We start from the raw sequence: 16533 nt of genomic DNA, 5'->3' as shown, positions 1-16533 counted from the left end.
GACATGGTGGACTATCAGGGTAAAAAAGTCGTCATTATCGGGTTGGGTCTGACCGGGCTCTCCTGTGTTGATTTCTTTCTCGCGCGTGGTGTCGTACCGCGCGTGGTGGATACCCGCATCAGTCCACCAGGTCTGGATAAGCTGCCAGAACAGGTGGAACGGCATCTTGGTAGCCTGAATGAAGACTGGCTGATGAATGCGGATTTGATCGTCGCCAGCCCCGGAGTGGCGTTGGCGACGCCGATTCTGTGTGACGCCGCTGATGCTGGTATTGAGATCGTTGGCGATATCGAACTGTTCTGCCGTGAAGCGCAGGCTCCGATTGTGGCGATTACCGGTTCGAACGGCAAAAGTACGGTGACGACGCTGGTCGGTGAAATGGCGCGCGCGGCAGGTTGGCAGGTGGGCGTTGGTGGCAACATTGGTTTACCTGCGCTGCAACTGCTGGAACAGCCAGCTCAGTTGTATGTACTGGAACTGTCGAGCTTCCAACTGGAAACGACGAGTAGTCTGCATGCCGCAGCGGCAACCATTCTGAACGTAACGGAAGATCACACCAACCGTTACCCGTTTGGTCTACAGCAGTATCGTGCAGCGAAATTGCGTATCTATGAACATGCAGATCTGTGCGTGGTGAATGCAGACGATGCGTTAACCATGCCGATTCGTGGTGCCGATGTGCGCTGCCGCAGTTTTGGTGTTGATGTCGGTGATTATCATCTCAACCGACAGCAGGGTGAAACCTGGCTGCGTGTAAACGGTGAACGTGTGCTCAACACTCGTGAAATCAAGCTTGTCGGACAGCACAACTATACGAACGCATTGGCAGCGCTAGCACTGGCTGATGCCGTGAAGATTCCACGGGCTTCTGCACTGGCGGCATTGACGTCATTTACCGGGCTACCGCATCGCTTCCAAATGGCCTTTGAGCGCAATGGTGTGCGGTGGATCAATGATTCTAAAGCCACCAATGTCGGTAGCACCGAAGCGGCATTAAGCGGTTTGGCTGTCGAAGGAACGTTGCATCTGTTGTTGGGCGGCGACGGAAAGTCTGCCGACTTCTCGCCGCTGGTGCCGTATTTACAGGGTGAGCGTATTCGTTTGTATTGCTTTGGCCGTGATGGTGAACAACTGGCCGCGCTGCGCCCGGAGATTGCTGAACAGACAGAAACAATGGAACAGGCGATGCGCATTATCGCTGAACGTATTAAGCCGGGTGACATGGTGTTGCTATCGCCAGCTTGTGCAAGCCTGGATCAATTTCGCAGTTTTGAACAGCGAGGTGATGAATTTGCTCGCCTGGCGAAGGAATTAGGTTGATGCGGTTCTTCGGCTTGGCGTTTATCGAACGCATCAAAAGCTGGGTCATGGGAACGCGTGAAAGCGATACGCTGAGCATCGTTCTGTACGATAGAACGCTCGTGTGGTTAACGCTTGGGCTGGCTGTGATTGGTTTTGTGATGGTGACCTCGGCGTCCATGCCTGTCGGGCAGCGTCTTGCCAACGACCCGTTTTTGTTCGCGAAGCGTGATGCGATTTATCTGGGGTTAGCATTTGGTTTGTCGTTAATTACGCTGCGTGTCCCGATGGAAATATGGCAGCGCTATAGCCCAGTTCTGCTATTGCTCGCCATGGTCATGCTGCTGGTTGTACTCGTGGTGGGAAGTTCGGTCAACGGTGCGTCTCGCTGGATTTCGCTGGGGCCGCTACGCATCCAGCCCGCGGAGTTATCCAAGCTGGCGCTGTTTTGCTACCTGTCCAGCTACATGGTGCGCAAAGTTGAAGAAGTGCGAAATAACTTCTGGGGCTTTTGCAAACCAATGGGCGTGATGGTGGTGTTGGCGGTACTGCTGCTGGCGCAGCCTGACCTCGGTACGGTGGTTGTGCTGTTCATTACGACGTTGGCGATGTTGTTTCTGGCCGGGGCTAAGATGTGGCAGTTTCTGGCGATCATTGGTTCCGGTGCATTTGCCGTTGGGCTGCTGATTGTGGCTGAGCCTTATCGTATGCGGCGTGTAACGTCTTTCTGGAATCCGTGGGACGATCCGTTCGGCGATGGCTATCAGTTAACACAATCTCTGATGGCGTTTGGACGCGGCGAGTTCTGGGGGCAAGGGCTGGGGAATTCAGTACAGAAACTGGAATATTTGCCGGAGGCACATACCGATTTCATTTTCTCTATTTTAGGTGAGGAACTGGGGTATATCGGTGTGGTTTTGGCGTTGTTAATGATATTCTTCGTCGCTTTTCGCGCGATGTCTATTGGAAAGCGGGCGTTGGAGATCGATCAGCGTTTTTCAGGCTTTCTGGCGTGTTCAATTGGTGTTTGGTTTAGCTTTCAAACGCTGGTGAACGTAGGCGCAGCGGCGGGGATGCTGCCGACGAAAGGGTTAACGCTACCGTTGATCAGTTATGGGGGTTCCAGTTTGCTGATTATGTCGACGGCGATTGTTTTGTTGTTACGCATTGATTTTGAAACGCGCCTGACAAAAGCGCAGGCGTTTACGAGAGGTGCCCGATGAGTGGCGAAGGCAAGCGTTTGATGGTGATGGCTGGCGGCACGGGTGGACATGTCTTCCCTGGGCTGGCGGTTGCACATCATCTGATGGCGCAGGGCTGGCAGGTTCGCTGGTTAGGTACAGCGGATCGTATGGAAGCCGATTTGGTGCCTAAGCATGGTATCGAAATTGATTTTATCCGCATTTCTGGATTACGCGGTAAGGGCATTCGGGCGCAGTTAAGTGCACCGATCCGTATTTTTCAGGCTGTGCGTCAGGCGCGGGCGATTATGCGCCGCTACCAGCCTGATGTGGTGCTGGGGATGGGCGGCTACGTTTCCGGCCCCGGTGGTCTGGCTGCCTGGCTCTGTGGTATTCCTGTCGTACTGCATGAGCAGAACGGTATTGCAGGGTTAACCAACCGCTGGTTATCCCATATCGCAAAAAAGGTATTGCAGGCATTTCCGGGTGCGTTTCCCAAGGCGGATGTCGTGGGTAATCCGGTAAGAACTGATGTGTTGGCACTGCCTGCGCCGGAAACACGATTAGCCGATCGTTCAGGCCCTGTGAGGGTGCTGGTTGTCGGTGGTAGTCAGGGCGCACGAGTACTGAACCAAACGCTGCCCGGTGTGGCAGAGCAGTTGGGTGAGCGTATTACGATTTGGCATCAGGTCGGCAAAGGCGCGTTATCAACCGTTCAGCAGGCCTATCAGGATGTTGGGCAGACGCAGCACAAGATTACCGAGTTTATTGATGACATGGCGGCAGCTTACGCTTGGGCAGACATTGTGGTATGCCGCTCTGGTGCCTTGACCGTCAGTGAAATTGCAGCAGCAGGGCTACCGGCTCTGTTTGTGCCGTTTCAGCATAAAGATCGGCAGCAGTACTGGAATGCGCTGCCGTTGGAAAAGGCTGGCGCGGCAAAAATTATTGAGCAGCCACAGTTTAGCGTGGCGTCTGTCAGCGAGGTGCTGTCCGGTTGGGATCGCACAACTTTGCTGGCGATGGCGCAAAAAGCCCGCGCAGTGGCGATTCCAGATGCAACCGAACGGGTTGCGGCGGAAGTCAGTACCGCGGCAGGCAGTCGGGCCACACATGTGGCTCATGGTTAATTAATACAACGTTGTCGGGTAGGAGACTGTCCGGTGACGCTACAAGGTAGCGATAGAATAACGTGAATACTCAACAACTGGCGAAACTACGTTCAATCGTGCCCGAGATGCATCGCGTCCGGCACATACACTTTGTCGGCATCGGCGGTGCTGGCATGGGTGGTATCGCCGAAGTGTTGGCCAACGAAGGTTATGAAATTAGTGGCTCCGATCTGGCACCGAATGCGGTGACGCAGCAGTTGACCGATCTTGGCGCACAGATTTATTTCCACCACCGTGCAGAGAACGTGCTGAACGCCAGCGTGGTGGTGGTATCGAGTGCGATTACGGCGGATAACCCGGAGATTGTCGCTGCACATGACGCACGGATTCCCGTGATCCGTCGTGCTGAAATGTTGGCGGAGCTGATGCGGTTTCGTCACGGCATTGCGGTCGCGGGTACGCATGGCAAGACGACGACAACGGCGATGGTCACCAGTATTTACGCTGAAGCGGGATTGGACCCGACGTTTGTGAACGGTGGTTTGGTGAAGGCGGCGGGAACGCATGCTCGTCTGGGCTCAAGCCGTTACCTGATTGCGGAAGCGGATGAAAGCGATGCGTCCTTCCTGCATTTGCAGCCGATGGTGGCGATTGTAACCAACATTGAAGCCGACCATATGGACACGTATCAGGGAGATTTTGAGAACCTGAAGCAGACGTTCATTAATTTCCTGCACAACCTGCCGTTTTATGGTCAGGCTGTGATGTGTGTTGATGATGCGGTAATCCGCGAGCTGTTGCCACGTGTTGGCCGCCATATCATTACCTATGGTTTTAGCGACGATGCTGATGTGCGCGTTGCTGGGTATCGTCAGATTGGCGCACAAGGACACTTTACGCTGGAGCGGAAAGATAAACCGTTGCTGAACGTTACGCTGAATGCACCGGGGCGTCACAATGCGCTGAATGCGGCGGCGGCGGTTGCTGTAGCGACCGATGAAGGCATCGATGACGAAGCAATTCTACGCGCGCTAGAACGTTTTCAGGGGACTGGGCGTCGTTTTGATTTTCTCGGTGAATATCCGCTCGAATTGGTCAATGGGCACAGTGGAACAGCGATGTTGGTGGATGATTACGGTCATCATCCGACAGAGGTTGATGCTACGATTAAAGCCGCACGCGCTGGCTGGCCGAATAAACGGTTGGTTATGATTTTTCAGCCGCATCGCTATACGCGAACCCGCGATTTATATGACGACTTCGCGCATGTGTTATCACAGGTTGACGTGTTGCTGATGCTGGATGTGTATTCCGCAGGAGAATCGCCGATTCCAGGCGCAGACAGCCGTTCACTGTGCCGTACCATTCGCGGAAGAGGTAAGATTGATCCGATTCTGGTAACAGATGTGGATACTTTACCGGAACTGTTGTCACAGGCGCTGCGAGGCGAAGACCTGATTTTGGTTCAGGGAGCCGGCAACATCGGTAAACTGGCGCGTAAACTGGCTGATTCCAGATTACAGCCGCAGATGAGTGAATGAGGAACATCATGACTGAGAAAGTTGCTGTATTGCTTGGTGGAACCTCTGCTGAACGTGAAGTGTCGTTACTTTCCGGTCAGGCGGTTTTGGCTGGCCTGAAGGAAGCTGGCATCAATGCCCATGCGGTTGATACCCGTGACTTCCCTGTGACGAAATTGAAGGAAGAAGGCTTTACCCGCGTTTTCATCGCCTTACATGGTCGCGGTGGTGAAGATGGCACATTGCAGGGTGTTCTGGAGTTTCTGGAACTGCCTTATACCGGTAGCGGCGTTATGGCATCTGCACTGACGATGGATAAGCTCCGCACCAAACAGGTATGGCAAGCGGTCGGATTACCGGTATCACCTTACGTAGCATTGGATCGTCGCCAGTATTCAGAGATGGCGGCAAACCAATTGCTGGCGAAGTTCACGCATCTTGGGTTGCCGCTGATCGTCAAACCAAGCCGTGAAGGTTCCAGCGTCGGTATGAGCAAAGTGAACGCGCTTAGTGAGTTGCCTGCCGCATTGGAAGAAGCATTCCGTCATGATGACGATGTTCTGGTCGAGAAATGGCTGAGTGGCCCAGAGTATACCGTCGCTATCCTGGGTGATGAGGTATTGCCTGCTATTCGCATCCAGCCTGCGGGTACGTTTTACGACTATGAAGCGAAGTATTTGTCGGATGATACCCAGTATTTCTGCCCAAGTGGTTTGCCTGACGATCAAGAGCAGGCGTTAGCGCTACTGGCGATGGCGGCTTATCGTGCGGTGGACTGTCGCGGATGGGGACGTGTCGATTTTATGTTGGATAGCGATGGTGCTTTCTATTTGCTTGAGGTGAATACGTCTCCAGGGATGACGAGCCACAGCCTGGTTCCTATGGCGGCGCGTCAACGTGGCCTGACTTTCTCGCAGCTGGTCGTGAAAATTCTGGAGCTTGCTGGCTGATATGTCGCAGGCAGCGCTGAATACACGCGGACGAGAGCCTGAACCGAAAGGAACACGTCGCAGTAATGGAGGCCAATTGGCAGGCGTTATTTTCCTGCTGATGGTGATAGGGACGATCGTCTGGGGAAGCTGGATGGTGGTGGGGTGGATGAAAGACGCCAGCCGCCTGCCGCTCTCCCGTATGGCAGTAACAGGGGAAAGGCAGTACACCACCAATGACGATATTCGTCAGGCGATTTTGTCGTTGGGGTCGCCGGGAACGTTCATGACACAGGATGTGAACGTGATCCAGCAGCAGATCGAGCGTCTATCATGGATAAAACAGGCCAGCGTACGTAAGCAGTGGCCGGACGAATTAAAGATTCATCTGGTTGAATATGTACCGGTAGCGCGTTGGAATGATCAGCTAATGGTTGATGCGGAAGGAAATTCGTTCAGTGTACCCGCTGAGCGTGTTGGTAACCGTAAGATGCCGTTACTGTATGGCCCGGAAGGCAGTGAAACAGAAGTATTGGAAGGCTATCGCATCATGAGTCAGACGCTAGCCGCTGGAAAGTTTACGTTAAAAACGGTGGCGATGAGTGCACGGCATTCATGGCAACTGGGATTAGACGATGATACTCGCCTCGAATTGGGGCGGGACGATAGAGCTAAACGTCTGCAACGCTTTATTGAACTATATCCGCTGTTGCAGCGGCAGGCTCAGAACGAAAACAAACGTATTAGCCATGTAGATTTGCGATACGACAGCGGGGCCGCGATAGGTTGGGCTCCAGCCTTGCTTGATCAACAACATGTTGATCGGCAGCGAGTTGGTCAGCAACAAGACATTGATCAGCAACAGAACAGTAACCAGAAACAGACACAGGCTAAACAACAATGATCAAGTCGACGGACAGAAAACTGGTAGTTGGGCTGGAAATCGGTACAGCGAAAGTGGCTGCGCTGGTAGGGGAAGTCCTGCCCGATGGCATGGTCAATATTATTGGCGTAGGCAGTTGCCCGTCACGTGGAATGGATAAAGGCGGCGTAAACGATCTGGAATCGGTCGTTAAGTGTGTTCAACGCGCGATTGATCAGGCGGAGTTAATGGCAGACTGTCAGATCTCTTCCGTGTATCTGGCGCTATCGGGAAAACACATCAGTTGCCAGAATGAAATAGGGATGGTGCCTATTTCAGAAGAAGAGGTGACGCAGGACGACGTAGAAAGTGTGGTGCATACCGCCAAGTCCGTGCGTGTGCGCGATGAACATCGTGTTCTCCATGTGATCCCACAGGAGTATGCGATCGATTATCAGGAAGGGATTAAAAACCCAGTTGGCTTATCCGGCGTGCGTATGCAGGCGAAAGTCCACCTGATAACCTGCCATAACGATATGGCGAAGAATATTGTTAAAGCCGTTGAACGCTGTGGTTTAAAAGTCGACCAACTGATTTTCGCGGGATTGGCTTCCAGCTATGCGGTTTTGACAGAAGACGAACGTGAGCTGGGCGTGTGCGTTGTGGATATCGGCGGCGGCACAATGGATATCGCGGTCTATACCGGCGGCGCATTGCGACACACGAAAGTAATTCCTTATGCAGGCAACGTGGTGACGAGCGACATTGCCTACGCGTTTGGCACGCCGCCGACGGATGCTGAAGCGATCAAGGTGCGCCATGGTTGTGCATTAGGCGCGATCGTTGGCAAAGATGAGAATGTGGAAGTCCCGAGCGTTGGAGGACGTCCACCCCGCAGTCTGCAAAGACAGACACTGGCGGAAGTGATTGAACCACGTTACACCGAGCTGTTGAACTTGGTGAACGATGAACTTTTACAGTTGCAGGAGCAGTTACGTCAACAGGGCGTAAAACACCATCTGGCAGCGGGGATTGTGCTGACGGGCGGTGCCGCGCAAATAGACGGTCTGGCGGCTTGTGCGCAGCGTGTGTTCCATACACAGGTGCGTATTGGACAACCAATGAATATAACAGGGCTGACGGATTATGCCCAAGAGCCTTATTACTCAACGGCGGTTGGGTTGCTGCATTACGGGAAAGAATCTCATCTGGGTGGTGAGCATGAAGTCGAAAAACGTGCCTCAGTGAGCAACTGGTTCAAACGAATCAACAGCTGGTTGAGGAAAGAATTCTAATTTTATCAAAGAGATCACCTGGCACAGTTTTATGATCTCGCAGTTACAGGCACAAACGGAGAGAAATTATGTTTGAACCAATGGAATTAACCAACGACGCGGTGATTAAAGTCATCGGCGTCGGTGGCGGCGGTGGTAATGCCGTCGAACACATGGTGCGTGAGCGCATCGAAGGCGTCGAGTTCTTTGCGGTCAACACGGATGCGCAGGCATTACGTAAAACAGCGGTTGGCCAGACAATTCAGATCGGTAGTGGCATCACGAAAGGTTTGGGTGCAGGCGCTAACCCTGAAGTCGGCCGTAATTCGGCTGAAGAAGATCGTGAAGCGCTGCGTTCAGCACTGGAAGGTGCGGACATGGTGTTTATCGCCGCAGGTATGGGCGGTGGTACAGGTACAGGTGCTGCGCCAGTTGTGGCCGAAGTTGCAAAAGATCTGGGCATTTTGACCGTCGCTGTGGTGACCAAACCTTTCAACTTTGAAGGCAAAAAGCGTATGGCGTTTGCGGAGCAGGGTATCGCCGAGCTGTCTAAGCACGTCGACTCGCTAATCACCATTCCAAACGACAAGCTGCTGAAAGTGCTGGGTCGCGGGATCTCCTTGCTGGATGCATTCGGTGCGGCAAACGATGTACTGAAAGGTGCAGTGCAGGGTATCGCTGAGCTGATCACGCGTCCAGGCCTGATGAACGTCGACTTTGCAGACGTGCGTACCGTGATGTCCGAAATGGGTTATGCCATGATGGGCTCCGGCGTTGCACGCGGCGAAGACCGTGCAGAAGAAGCGGCTGAAATGGCGATCTCCAGCCCACTGTTGGAAGACATCGATCTGTCCGGCGCGCGTGGCGTGTTGGTCAACATCACTGCGGGCTTTGACCTGCGCCTGGATGAATTCGAGACGGTAGGTAACACCATCCGTGCATTCGCGTCCGATAATGCGACCGTCGTAATCGGTACATCGCTTGACCCGGAAATGAATGATGAACTGCGTGTAACGGTTGTTGCGACGGGTATCGGCATGGACAAGCGTCCTGAGATTACGCTGGTAACGAACAAGCAGGCCAGCCAGCCTGTGATGGATCATCGTTATCAGCAACACGGTATGACGCCGCTGGCGCAGGAAAAACCGGCTGCCAAAGTGGTTAACGACCAGAATCCGCAGACGAATAAAGAGCCAGACTATCTGGATATCCCAGCGTTTCTGCGTAAGCAGGCAGACTAATTTGCTGCCAGATAACGTTGGAATCTCCGCTCTTTGTGCTAAACTGTGCCACCGAACCTGGTTTATACTAGGTTCGTAGGTTCAGTAACATGCGAGATAAAATGATGATCAAACAACGTACATTAAAACGTATTGTTCAGGCGACTGGTGTCGGGTTACATACCGGCAAGAAGGTCACCTTGACCATGCGTCCTGCACCGGCAAATACCGGGGTCATCTATCGCCGCACAGACTTGAATCCCCCGGTTGATTTCCCGGCTGATGCAAAATCCGTGCGTGATACCATGCTCTGTACTTGCCTGGTTAATGAGCATGACGTGCGTATTTCTACGGTGGAGCATCTTAACGCTGCGCTTGCAGGGTTGGGCATTGACAATATTGTCATCGATGTTGATGCACCAGAAATTCCAATTATGGATGGCAGCGCCAGCCCGTTCGTTTACCTGCTGCTAGATGCGGGTATCGAAGAGCTGAACTGCGCCAAGAAATTCGTACGTATCAAACAGCCCGTTCGCGTTGAAGACGGCGACAAGTGGGCCGAAATGAAACCGTTTAACGGTTTTAGCTTGGATTTCACTATCGACTTCAACCACCCAGCGATCGATGCGGGCAACCAGCGCTATCGTTTGGATTTCTCTGCCGATGCGTTTGTTCGCCAGATCAGTCGTGCGCGTACCTTCGGCTTCATGCGCGATATCGAATACTTGCAGTCTCGTGGGTTGTGCCTGGGCGGCAGTATGGATTGTGCCATCGTTGTTGACGATTATCGCGTACTGAACGAAGACGGCCTGCGTTTTGAAGATGAGTTTGTCCGCCATAAAATGCTGGATGCCATTGGTGACCTGTTTATGTGTGGTCATAACATCATCGGTGCGTTTTCTGCGTTTAAATCCGGTCATGCTCTGAACAACAAACTGTTGCAGGCTGTGCTGGCGAATCAGGAAGCGTGGGAATACGTGACCTTTGAAGATGACGCTGAAATGCCGCTGGCGTTTAAAGCGCCATCTATTGTGTTGGCATAACGCCTGAAGTTGTCACTTCTTATTACGACTGGTTTTACTGGTACCCTCTCCGGCCAGTGAAGCCAGTCGTTCTAATATCTTTCTGAGTTTTTTTGGGCTGTTGCCTGCTAACGTCCTCAATGTCTCCGCGCTTTGCTCACTCAACTGACGCAGCGGTTTATCCCCGGTAATTTCTGTCGCTGAAATGTCACTATTTTTCACGATTTCATGCCCTTTTGCGGCAAGCGTTGGATTAATCCTGATGTCGATCGAAGCCAATGATGGTAGTATTTGTGCGCGTAATGCAGAGAGCAGCGCAGGTTGTTCGTAACGTAACCGCATCAGCCAACTGGCGTTGGCGGTTTCCAGTATCAGTAAACCTTGCCGGTAATTAGCGACGCGGCACCATGGGTGCAACGGTGCAGGCAGTAATCCGCGCACGGCACGGTTGAGTTTTAATAAGGCGATAGCGCGCTGTTGCACATCTTGTAGCGGGCCTTTACCCGATATAGATGCGCTATCAAACAGAAATTCCAGTGATTGTGGGCGGCTATCACGCATAGACCTGGCTCCGGTGGATGTTACTCGTGATTGGTATTCTAAATCGTTGGCGACAATTTGGCAGACGTTATTTCTGGCCGCATCTCTTATTAGGGATGGTCGCGGCGAGTCTTGGTCTGCCGACAAGCCTGAACGACTCACAGGACATCGCCTCACTTTCTAATTCAAGCTCCAGCGTTAGTCGGCAGAATAACGTATCGCTGAGCCTTACCGACCTAGTGGCGCTAAAAGAAGCGCATCGACGCTCGTCCTACAGCGTTGATTATTGGCATCAGCATGCGATACGTACTGTCATTCGTCACCTTTCTTTTGCATTGACGACGCCACAGACGGCCAATGCCCAACAGGCTGACGAGCTAGAGCCTCATTCTCTGGTTTTGTTGGATACGCTAAATGCGCTGTTGACGCAGGATTCCCAGTATCCCTTTGTGATTTCTCCCCATGCCGGGCGCGTCACTTTTTATCCTCAGGCATATCATCAAATCGGTATCTGGCTTGCCCAAATCCGCGGCATCCGCGCAGGACCGTACCTCATCAGCTGAACGTGTAATGATAATTAGCTGAAGAAATTTCTCTCGTTTTTTGCTGAGTTTCTCAGGTTTTCGATATTGTATTGCCACTGGATACGTGGCACTTGTGAGATTAAAACTATTATGGTCATGAATATCTTAACCAAAATTTTTGGTAGCCGTAACGATCGTACGCTGCGTCGTATGCGTAAAAATGTTGATGTTATTAGTCGGTTAGAGCCAGAAATGGAAAAACTTTCCGATGAGGAGCTACAGGCGAAAACGCTGGAGTTCCGTGCTCGTCTGGAGAAGGGCGAAACGCTGGATAGCCTGCTGCCGGAAGCTTTCGCTGTAGTGCGTGAATCCAGTAAACGCGTATTTGGCATGCGCCACTTCGACGTACAGCTTCTTGGCGGTATGGTACTGAATGAGCGGTGTATTGCGGAGATGCGCACCGGTGAAGGTAAAACGCTGACGGCAACCTTACCTGCTTATCTGAATGCATTGACTGGCCGTGGTGTACACGTCGTGACCGTGAACGATTATTTGGCACAGCGTGATGCCGAAAATAACCGCCCGTTGTTTGAATTCCTCGGCCTGAGCGTCGGTATTAACCTGCCGGGAATGCCTGCTCCAGCGAAGCGTGAAGCGTATGCCGCAGACATCACCTACGGTACTAATAACGAATACGGTTTTGACTACCTGCGTGACAACATGGCGTTCAGCCCGGAAGAGCGCGTACAGCGTAAACTTTACTACGCGCTGGTGGATGAGGTTGACTCCATCCTGATCGATGAAGCACGTACGCCGCTGATTATTTCCGGTCCGGCTGAAGATAGCTCCGAGCTTTATATTAGCGTCAATAAAATCATCCCTCACCTGATCCGTCAGGAGAAAGAAGATTCCGATACTTTCCAGGGCGAAGGCCATTTCTCTGTTGATGAGAAAGCACGTCAGGTTAACCTCACCGAGCGTGGTCTGGTTCTGGTAGAAGAACTGCTGGTGAAAGAAGGCATTATGGAGGAGGGTGAGTCGCTGTACTCCCCGACGAACATTATGCTGATGCACCATGTGACCGCCGCGCTGCGTGCGCACGTGCTGTTTACCCGCGATGTGGACTACATTGTGAAAGACGGTGAAGTGATCATCGTCGACGAGCACACCGGTCGTACCATGCAGGGGCGTCGTTGGTCAGATGGCCTGCATCAGGCAGTGGAAGCGAAAGAGAAAGTGGCTATCCAGAATGAAAACCAGACGCTGGCTTCCATTACCTTCCAGAACTACTTCCGCCTGTATGAAAAATTGGCGGGTATGACTGGTACGGCAGATACCGAAGCGTTTGAATTCAGCTCCATCTATAAGCTGGATACGATTGTGGTGCCGACTAACCGTCCGATGATTCGTAAAGACTTGCCTGATCTGGTCTACATGACCGAGCAGGAAAAAATCGATGCCATCATTGAAGATATCAAAGATCGCTCCGTAAAAGGTCAACCGATTCTGGTTGGTACGATCTCCATTGAGAAATCAGAAGTGGTTTCTCTGGCGCTGGAGAAAGCGGGGATCAAACACAATGTATTGAATGCGAAGTTCCACGCGATGGAAGCAGACATCGTTGCTCAGGCGGGCCAATCTGGTGCGGTCACCATCGCGACCAACATGGCCGGTCGTGGTACGGACATCGTATTGGGCGGTAGCTGGCAGGCAGAAGTTGCGCATCTGGAAAACCCAAGTGATGAGCAAATTGCAGAAATTAAAGCGGCCTGGAAAGTGCGCCATGATGCCGTATTAGCTGCGGGCGGTTTGCATATTATCGGTACTGAGCGCCATGAATCTCGCCGTATTGATAATCAGCTACGCGGCCGTTCCGGTCGTCAGGGGGATGCGGGTTCATCACGCTTCTACCTGTCGATGGAAGATGCGCTGATGCGTATTTTTGCCTCCGATCGCGTTTCCAACATGATGCGTAAGCTGGGGATGAAACCGGGCGAAGCGATTGAGCACCCGTGGGTCACTAAGGCGATTGCGAACGCACAGCGTAAAGTGGAAAGCCGTAACTTCGATATTCGTAAGCAGTTGCTGGAATACGATGATGTGGCGAACGATCAACGTCGTGCGATCTACACACAGCGTAACGAACTGCTGGACGTGTCCGATATCAGTGAAACCATTACCAGTATTCGTGAGGATGTGTTTAAAGCGACTATCGACAGCTATATTCCACCGGAATCTCTGGAAGAAATGTGGGATACGGAAGGTCTGGAACAGCGCCTGAAGAACGACTTCGATCTGGATATGCCGATCAAAGCGTGGCTGGATAAAGAGCCTGAGCTGCACGAAGAAACGCTGCGTGAACGTATTTTCCAGCATGCGCTTGAGGTTTATCATCGCAAAGAAGAAGTGGTTGGCACGGAAGTCATGCGCAACTTCGAGAAAGGTGTGATGTTGCAGACGCTGGATTCCTTGTGGAAAGAGCATTTGGCAGCAATGGATTACCTGCGTCAGGGTATCCACTTGCGTGGCTATGCGCAGAAAGATCCGAAGCAAGAATATAAGCGTGAGTCGTTCTCTATGTTTGCCGCGATGTTGGAATCACTGAAATATGAAGTGATCAGTACGCTGAGCAAAGTCCAGGTGAGAATGCCGGAAGAAATCGAAGCGCTGGAACAGCAACGCCGCGAAGAGGCTGAACGTTTGGCGCGGCAGCAGCAACTGAGCCATCAGGAAGAAAATAGCCTGAATACAGGTTCACCGGCGCAGGCAGATCGTAAAATTGGGCGTAACGATCCTTGCCCATGTGGTTCTGGCAAGAAATATAAGCAGTGCCACGGCCGCTTGCAGAAATAATTGATTGCTGAATCCAGTGATTAATATGTGATAAGTGCAAAGGCGGTCATTGACCGCCTTTTACTTGATAAGAATCTGATAGGAAGTGTCATGACGCAAAAACAGTTATCCGTCGCGGTAGGCATCATCCGCAATGCGGAGCAGCAATATTTCATTGCTCGCCGCCCTGATGGCGTTCATATGGCAGGGATGTGGGAATTTCCCGGTGGTAAAGTTGAAGAGGGCGAAACGCCAGAGCAGGCGCTGATTCGTGAACTGCATGAAGAAACGGGCATCGACGCGAGCGCACCGCAGGCGCTAAACGACAAAACGTTTTCTACGCCGGAGAGAATCATCACGCTTCATTTTTTTCTGGTTGAAACGTGGCAGGGGGAACCCTATGGCCGGGAAGGTCAGGAATCTCGCTGGGTTAACGTAGACGAATTACGTGAGGAAGAATTTCCGCCAGCGAATGCGGAGATGATCCGCTGGCTGAAATCGCTTTAATCTAGCTTTACCTGCCTGAAAACTATAGTAGCGAAACGTGGCCGTTAGCGCGTTTCGCTCCAGTCTTCACTATCAGAAACCATATCATCACTTGGAATGCGCTTTTCTTCATCAGCCCATTCACCCAAATCGATGAGCTGACAACGTTTGCTGCAAAATGGGCGATAGATGCTGGCTGCTTCCCAGATGACCGCCTGCTTGCAGGTTGGGCACTTCACCGTCGTAATCTCTGTTGTCATAACGTTCTTTTCACTCTATTTGCTGCTTAACACGTTTTCGTTTATCTGTGCTGAGTCTAGCAACAGGCCAATTCAAACGTTAAACGAGGTGGAATATGGCCGTTTTCGCTATCTAATGGCAGGAAACGGATGGCGTAGCGTGTCTTATGACCGGATATTTGTGGATAGAGTTGATATACTTGCTCAAGACGCAAGCGTAGCAGGTCAGCATCGGAGGCATTGTCCTGAAAGAAGCCATTCAGACTGGTTTGCGGGCGGAATGTACCGGAGTGACGGATCAGTTCCAGGATCATGTCCAGCGCTTGTTTGAGCGGTGACAAAGAATTAAGCCAGCCGGAAACCAATTTTTCACGCAGCTCCTGAGGTTGATGTAGCCAGCTATGCAGCGTTGGTAAGTCGAAACTGCAACAGCCGCCGGGAATGCCTAGCCGCTGACGAACCATGCTAATCAGACGATCTTCCCGTAAGAACTGCCCCATTCGTGGTGCGGCCATCAGCGTACTGGCCAGATCTTTCAACTGACGCCGTAACGTGTGGATACGCTCCATGTCTACACCTGGTACATCACTCCATTGCAGCAATTTTTGCTGTTGGCGTTCCAGTTCTTTCAGCAACTCGGTACGCACATCTCCACGTTCCAGCACATCAAGCAGCTCGGCGACGGCGCGAAAAAATGTCAGGGCGCTCCCCATGTCAGTCAGGGAATGGTTTTGATGCAGCTGCTGCAATAATGATTCGATACGCAACCAGGTACGCGTTTTCTCGTTCAGCGGATATTCAAATAAAATCGTCGAGGAAGCGTCACTCATTCTTAGTCATCCTGTCGGCTGCGGAAGCGGCTAGCTTCAGGTAATGGCGGTGTAGTTCCGCAACCTGTGAAGCCAACTCGCTTGGGCAACGACTGTTATCAATAATATCATCGGCATAAGCCAGGCGCTGTTCTCGGGTTGCCTGTGCTGCCAGTATGTTTTCCGCTTGCTGCCGACTGATGCCATCACGGGCCAGTGTGCGTTCAAGCTGTGTATCTCTATCTACATCAACGACCAGAATACGTTGTGCTCGCTGCTGTAACCCATTCTCTACCAGTAAAGGGACGACCCACAGAATGTAGGGTGCGGATGCAGCCTGAAACTGGGCCTGTGTTTCCTGATGGATCAACGGGTGGAGTAAATTATTCAGCCACTGTTTCTCCTCTGGCGAGGAAAAAATCCGTTGGCGTAGTGCGGCACGATCCAATGAACCATCGGTATTGAGCATAGCGTCGCCAAACCGGAGCCTGATGGCATCCAGTGCGGGTTTCCCTGGCTCGACTACCTGACGCGCGATGATATCCGCATCAACGATAGTGGCCCCTAATTTGGCAAATTCATCGGCTACGGTGCTTTTTCCGCTGCCGATACCGCCCGTTAAGGCTACGATGTATGTCATTGCACCCGTGTTGAAAAGTTAACATTTCTACTATTTTCAAAGGT

General features: G+C 52.2%; 16 protein-coding genes. 12 read left to right on the top strand and 4 right to left on the bottom strand.

The features are described 5' to 3' along the window. Window positions 1-3: 3 nt before the first annotated feature. The 9 genes from murD (at window position 4) to lpxC (ending at window position 10440) form a co-directional block, all read left to right on the top strand. A complete protein-coding gene (murD, locus tag EDI29_RS05365) occupies window positions 4-1320 on the top strand; it encodes a UDP-N-acetylmuramoyl-L-alanine--D-glutamate ligase (protein WP_137740054.1) in 1317 nt (438 codons plus the stop codon). Next, a complete protein-coding gene (ftsW, locus tag EDI29_RS05360; RefSeq protein WP_137740053.1) occupies window positions 1320-2522 on the top strand; it encodes a cell division protein FtsW in 1203 nt (400 codons plus the stop codon). The genes murD and ftsW overlap by 1 nt, the downstream gene beginning before the upstream one ends. Next, window positions 2519-3610 (top strand): undecaprenyldiphospho-muramoylpentapeptide beta-N-acetylglucosaminyltransferase, encoded by a 1092-nt coding sequence (murG, locus tag EDI29_RS05355; protein ID WP_137740052.1) that lies wholly within the window; start codon window positions 2519-2521, stop codon window positions 3608-3610. The genes ftsW and murG overlap by 4 nt, the downstream gene beginning before the upstream one ends. Before the next feature lie 62 nt (window positions 3611-3672). Then, entirely contained in the window at window positions 3673-5133 is a 1461-nt protein-coding gene (gene murC / locus EDI29_RS05350) for a UDP-N-acetylmuramate--L-alanine ligase (protein WP_137740051.1), read from the top strand. An 8-nt stretch (window positions 5134-5141) separates the two neighbouring features. Continuing rightward, window positions 5142-6062 (top strand): D-alanine--D-alanine ligase, encoded by a 921-nt coding sequence (locus EDI29_RS05345; protein WP_137740050.1) that lies wholly within the window; start codon window positions 5142-5144, stop codon window positions 6060-6062. A gap of 1 nt (window position 6063) precedes the next feature. Then, window positions 6064-6945, top strand: coding sequence for a cell division protein FtsQ (ftsQ, locus tag EDI29_RS05340; RefSeq protein ID WP_137740049.1), 882 nt, complete (start codon window positions 6064-6066; stop codon window positions 6943-6945). Then, entirely contained in the window at window positions 6942-8198 is a 1257-nt protein-coding gene (gene ftsA, locus EDI29_RS05335) for a cell division protein FtsA (RefSeq protein ID WP_010298002.1), read from the top strand. The genes ftsQ and ftsA overlap by 4 nt, the downstream gene beginning before the upstream one ends. 68 nt (window positions 8199-8266) lie before the next feature. Then, window positions 8267-9418 carry a cell division protein FtsZ gene (gene ftsZ, locus EDI29_RS05330; protein WP_005975217.1) on the top strand — a complete coding sequence of 384 codons (1152 nt, stop codon included), beginning with the start codon at window positions 8267-8269 and terminating at the stop codon, window positions 9416-9418. Window positions 9419-9522: 104 nt separating this feature from the next. After that, window positions 9523-10440: a UDP-3-O-acyl-N-acetylglucosamine deacetylase gene (gene lpxC / locus EDI29_RS05325; RefSeq protein ID WP_137740178.1), complete on the top strand. Its 918-nt coding sequence runs from the start codon at window positions 9523-9525 to the stop codon at window positions 10438-10440. A gap of 12 nt (window positions 10441-10452) precedes the next feature. On the opposite strand, the gene EDI29_RS05320 is transcribed toward lpxC, so the two are convergent. Beyond that, a complete protein-coding gene (locus EDI29_RS05320) occupies window positions 10453-10980 on the bottom strand; it encodes a DUF721 domain-containing protein (protein WP_137740048.1) in 528 nt (175 codons plus the stop codon). A 26-nt stretch (window positions 10981-11006) separates the two neighbouring features. On the opposite strand from EDI29_RS05320, the gene secM reads away from it, so the two are divergent. The 3 genes from secM to mutT all read left to right on the top strand — a co-directional run bounded on the left by secM (window position 11007) and on the right by mutT (window position 14822). After that, window positions 11007-11522, top strand: coding sequence for a secA translation cis-regulator SecM (gene secM, locus EDI29_RS05315; RefSeq protein WP_193555641.1), 516 nt, complete (start codon window positions 11007-11009; stop codon window positions 11520-11522). A 111-nt stretch (window positions 11523-11633) separates the two neighbouring features. Then, window positions 11634-14336, top strand: a complete 2703-nt coding sequence (secA, locus tag EDI29_RS05310; protein ID WP_137740046.1) for a preprotein translocase subunit SecA — start codon at window positions 11634-11636, stop codon at window positions 14334-14336. Between the two features lie 90 nt (window positions 14337-14426). Next, window positions 14427-14822, top strand: a complete 396-nt coding sequence (mutT, locus tag EDI29_RS05305) for an 8-oxo-dGTP diphosphatase MutT (RefSeq protein WP_137740045.1) — start codon at window positions 14427-14429, stop codon at window positions 14820-14822. 44 nt (window positions 14823-14866) lie between these two features. On the opposite strand, the gene yacG is transcribed toward mutT, so the two are convergent. Genes yacG through coaE form a run of 3 tightly spaced genes read right to left on the bottom strand, consistent with a single transcriptional unit; the run spans window position 14867 to window position 16489 of the window. Continuing rightward, window positions 14867-15061, bottom strand: coding sequence for a DNA gyrase inhibitor YacG (yacG, locus tag EDI29_RS05300; protein ID WP_137740044.1), 195 nt, complete (start codon window positions 15059-15061; stop codon window positions 14867-14869). 56 nt (window positions 15062-15117) lie between these two features. Then, window positions 15118-15870: a cell division protein ZapD gene (gene zapD / locus EDI29_RS05295; protein ID WP_137740043.1), complete on the bottom strand. Its 753-nt coding sequence runs from the start codon at window positions 15868-15870 to the stop codon at window positions 15118-15120. After that, entirely contained in the window at window positions 15863-16489 is a 627-nt protein-coding gene (coaE, locus tag EDI29_RS05290) for a dephospho-CoA kinase (protein ID WP_137740042.1), read from the bottom strand. The genes zapD and coaE overlap by 8 nt, the downstream gene beginning before the upstream one ends. Between the last annotated feature and the right edge of the window lie 44 nt (window positions 16490-16533).

This window comes from Pectobacterium polonicum (assembly GCF_005497185.1).
In the GTDB taxonomy this organism is placed as follows: domain Bacteria; phylum Pseudomonadota; class Gammaproteobacteria; order Enterobacterales; family Enterobacteriaceae; genus Pectobacterium; species Pectobacterium polonicum.
This window is presented reverse-complemented; position numbering and strand designations above follow the sequence as displayed.

Bases quoted from the DNA above. Each gene is read 5' to 3' on its own strand.
- lpxC (WP_137740178.1), top strand. From the start codon at position 9,523: ATGATCAAACAACGTACATTAAAACGTATTGTTCAGGCGACTGGTGTC.
- yacG (WP_137740044.1), bottom strand. From the start codon at position 15,061: ATGACAACAGAGATTACGACGGTGAAGTGCCCAACCTGCAAGCAGGCG.
- EDI29_RS05320 (WP_137740048.1), bottom strand. From the start codon at position 10,980: ATGCGTGATAGCCGCCCACAATCACTGGAATTTCTGTTTGATAGCGCA.
- murG (WP_137740052.1), top strand. From the start codon at position 2,519: ATGAGTGGCGAAGGCAAGCGTTTGATGGTGATGGCTGGCGGCACGGGT.
- ftsQ (WP_137740049.1), top strand. From the start codon at position 6,064: ATGTCGCAGGCAGCGCTGAATACACGCGGACGAGAGCCTGAACCGAAA.
- ftsZ (WP_005975217.1), top strand. From the start codon at position 8,267: ATGTTTGAACCAATGGAATTAACCAACGACGCGGTGATTAAAGTCATC.
- mutT (WP_137740045.1), top strand. From the start codon at position 14,427: ATGACGCAAAAACAGTTATCCGTCGCGGTAGGCATCATCCGCAATGCG.
- ftsW (WP_137740053.1), top strand. From the start codon at position 1,320: ATGCGGTTCTTCGGCTTGGCGTTTATCGAACGCATCAAAAGCTGGGTC.
- coaE (WP_137740042.1), bottom strand. From the start codon at position 16,489: ATGACATACATCGTAGCCTTAACGGGCGGTATCGGCAGCGGAAAAAGC.
- EDI29_RS05345 (WP_137740050.1), top strand. From the start codon at position 5,142: ATGACTGAGAAAGTTGCTGTATTGCTTGGTGGAACCTCTGCTGAACGT.
- zapD (WP_137740043.1), bottom strand. From the start codon at position 15,870: ATGAGTGACGCTTCCTCGACGATTTTATTTGAATATCCGCTGAACGAG.
- ftsA (WP_010298002.1), top strand. From the start codon at position 6,942: ATGATCAAGTCGACGGACAGAAAACTGGTAGTTGGGCTGGAAATCGGT.
- murD (WP_137740054.1), top strand. From the start codon at position 4: ATGGTGGACTATCAGGGTAAAAAAGTCGTCATTATCGGGTTGGGTCTG.
- secA (WP_137740046.1), top strand. From the start codon at position 11,634: ATGGTCATGAATATCTTAACCAAAATTTTTGGTAGCCGTAACGATCGT.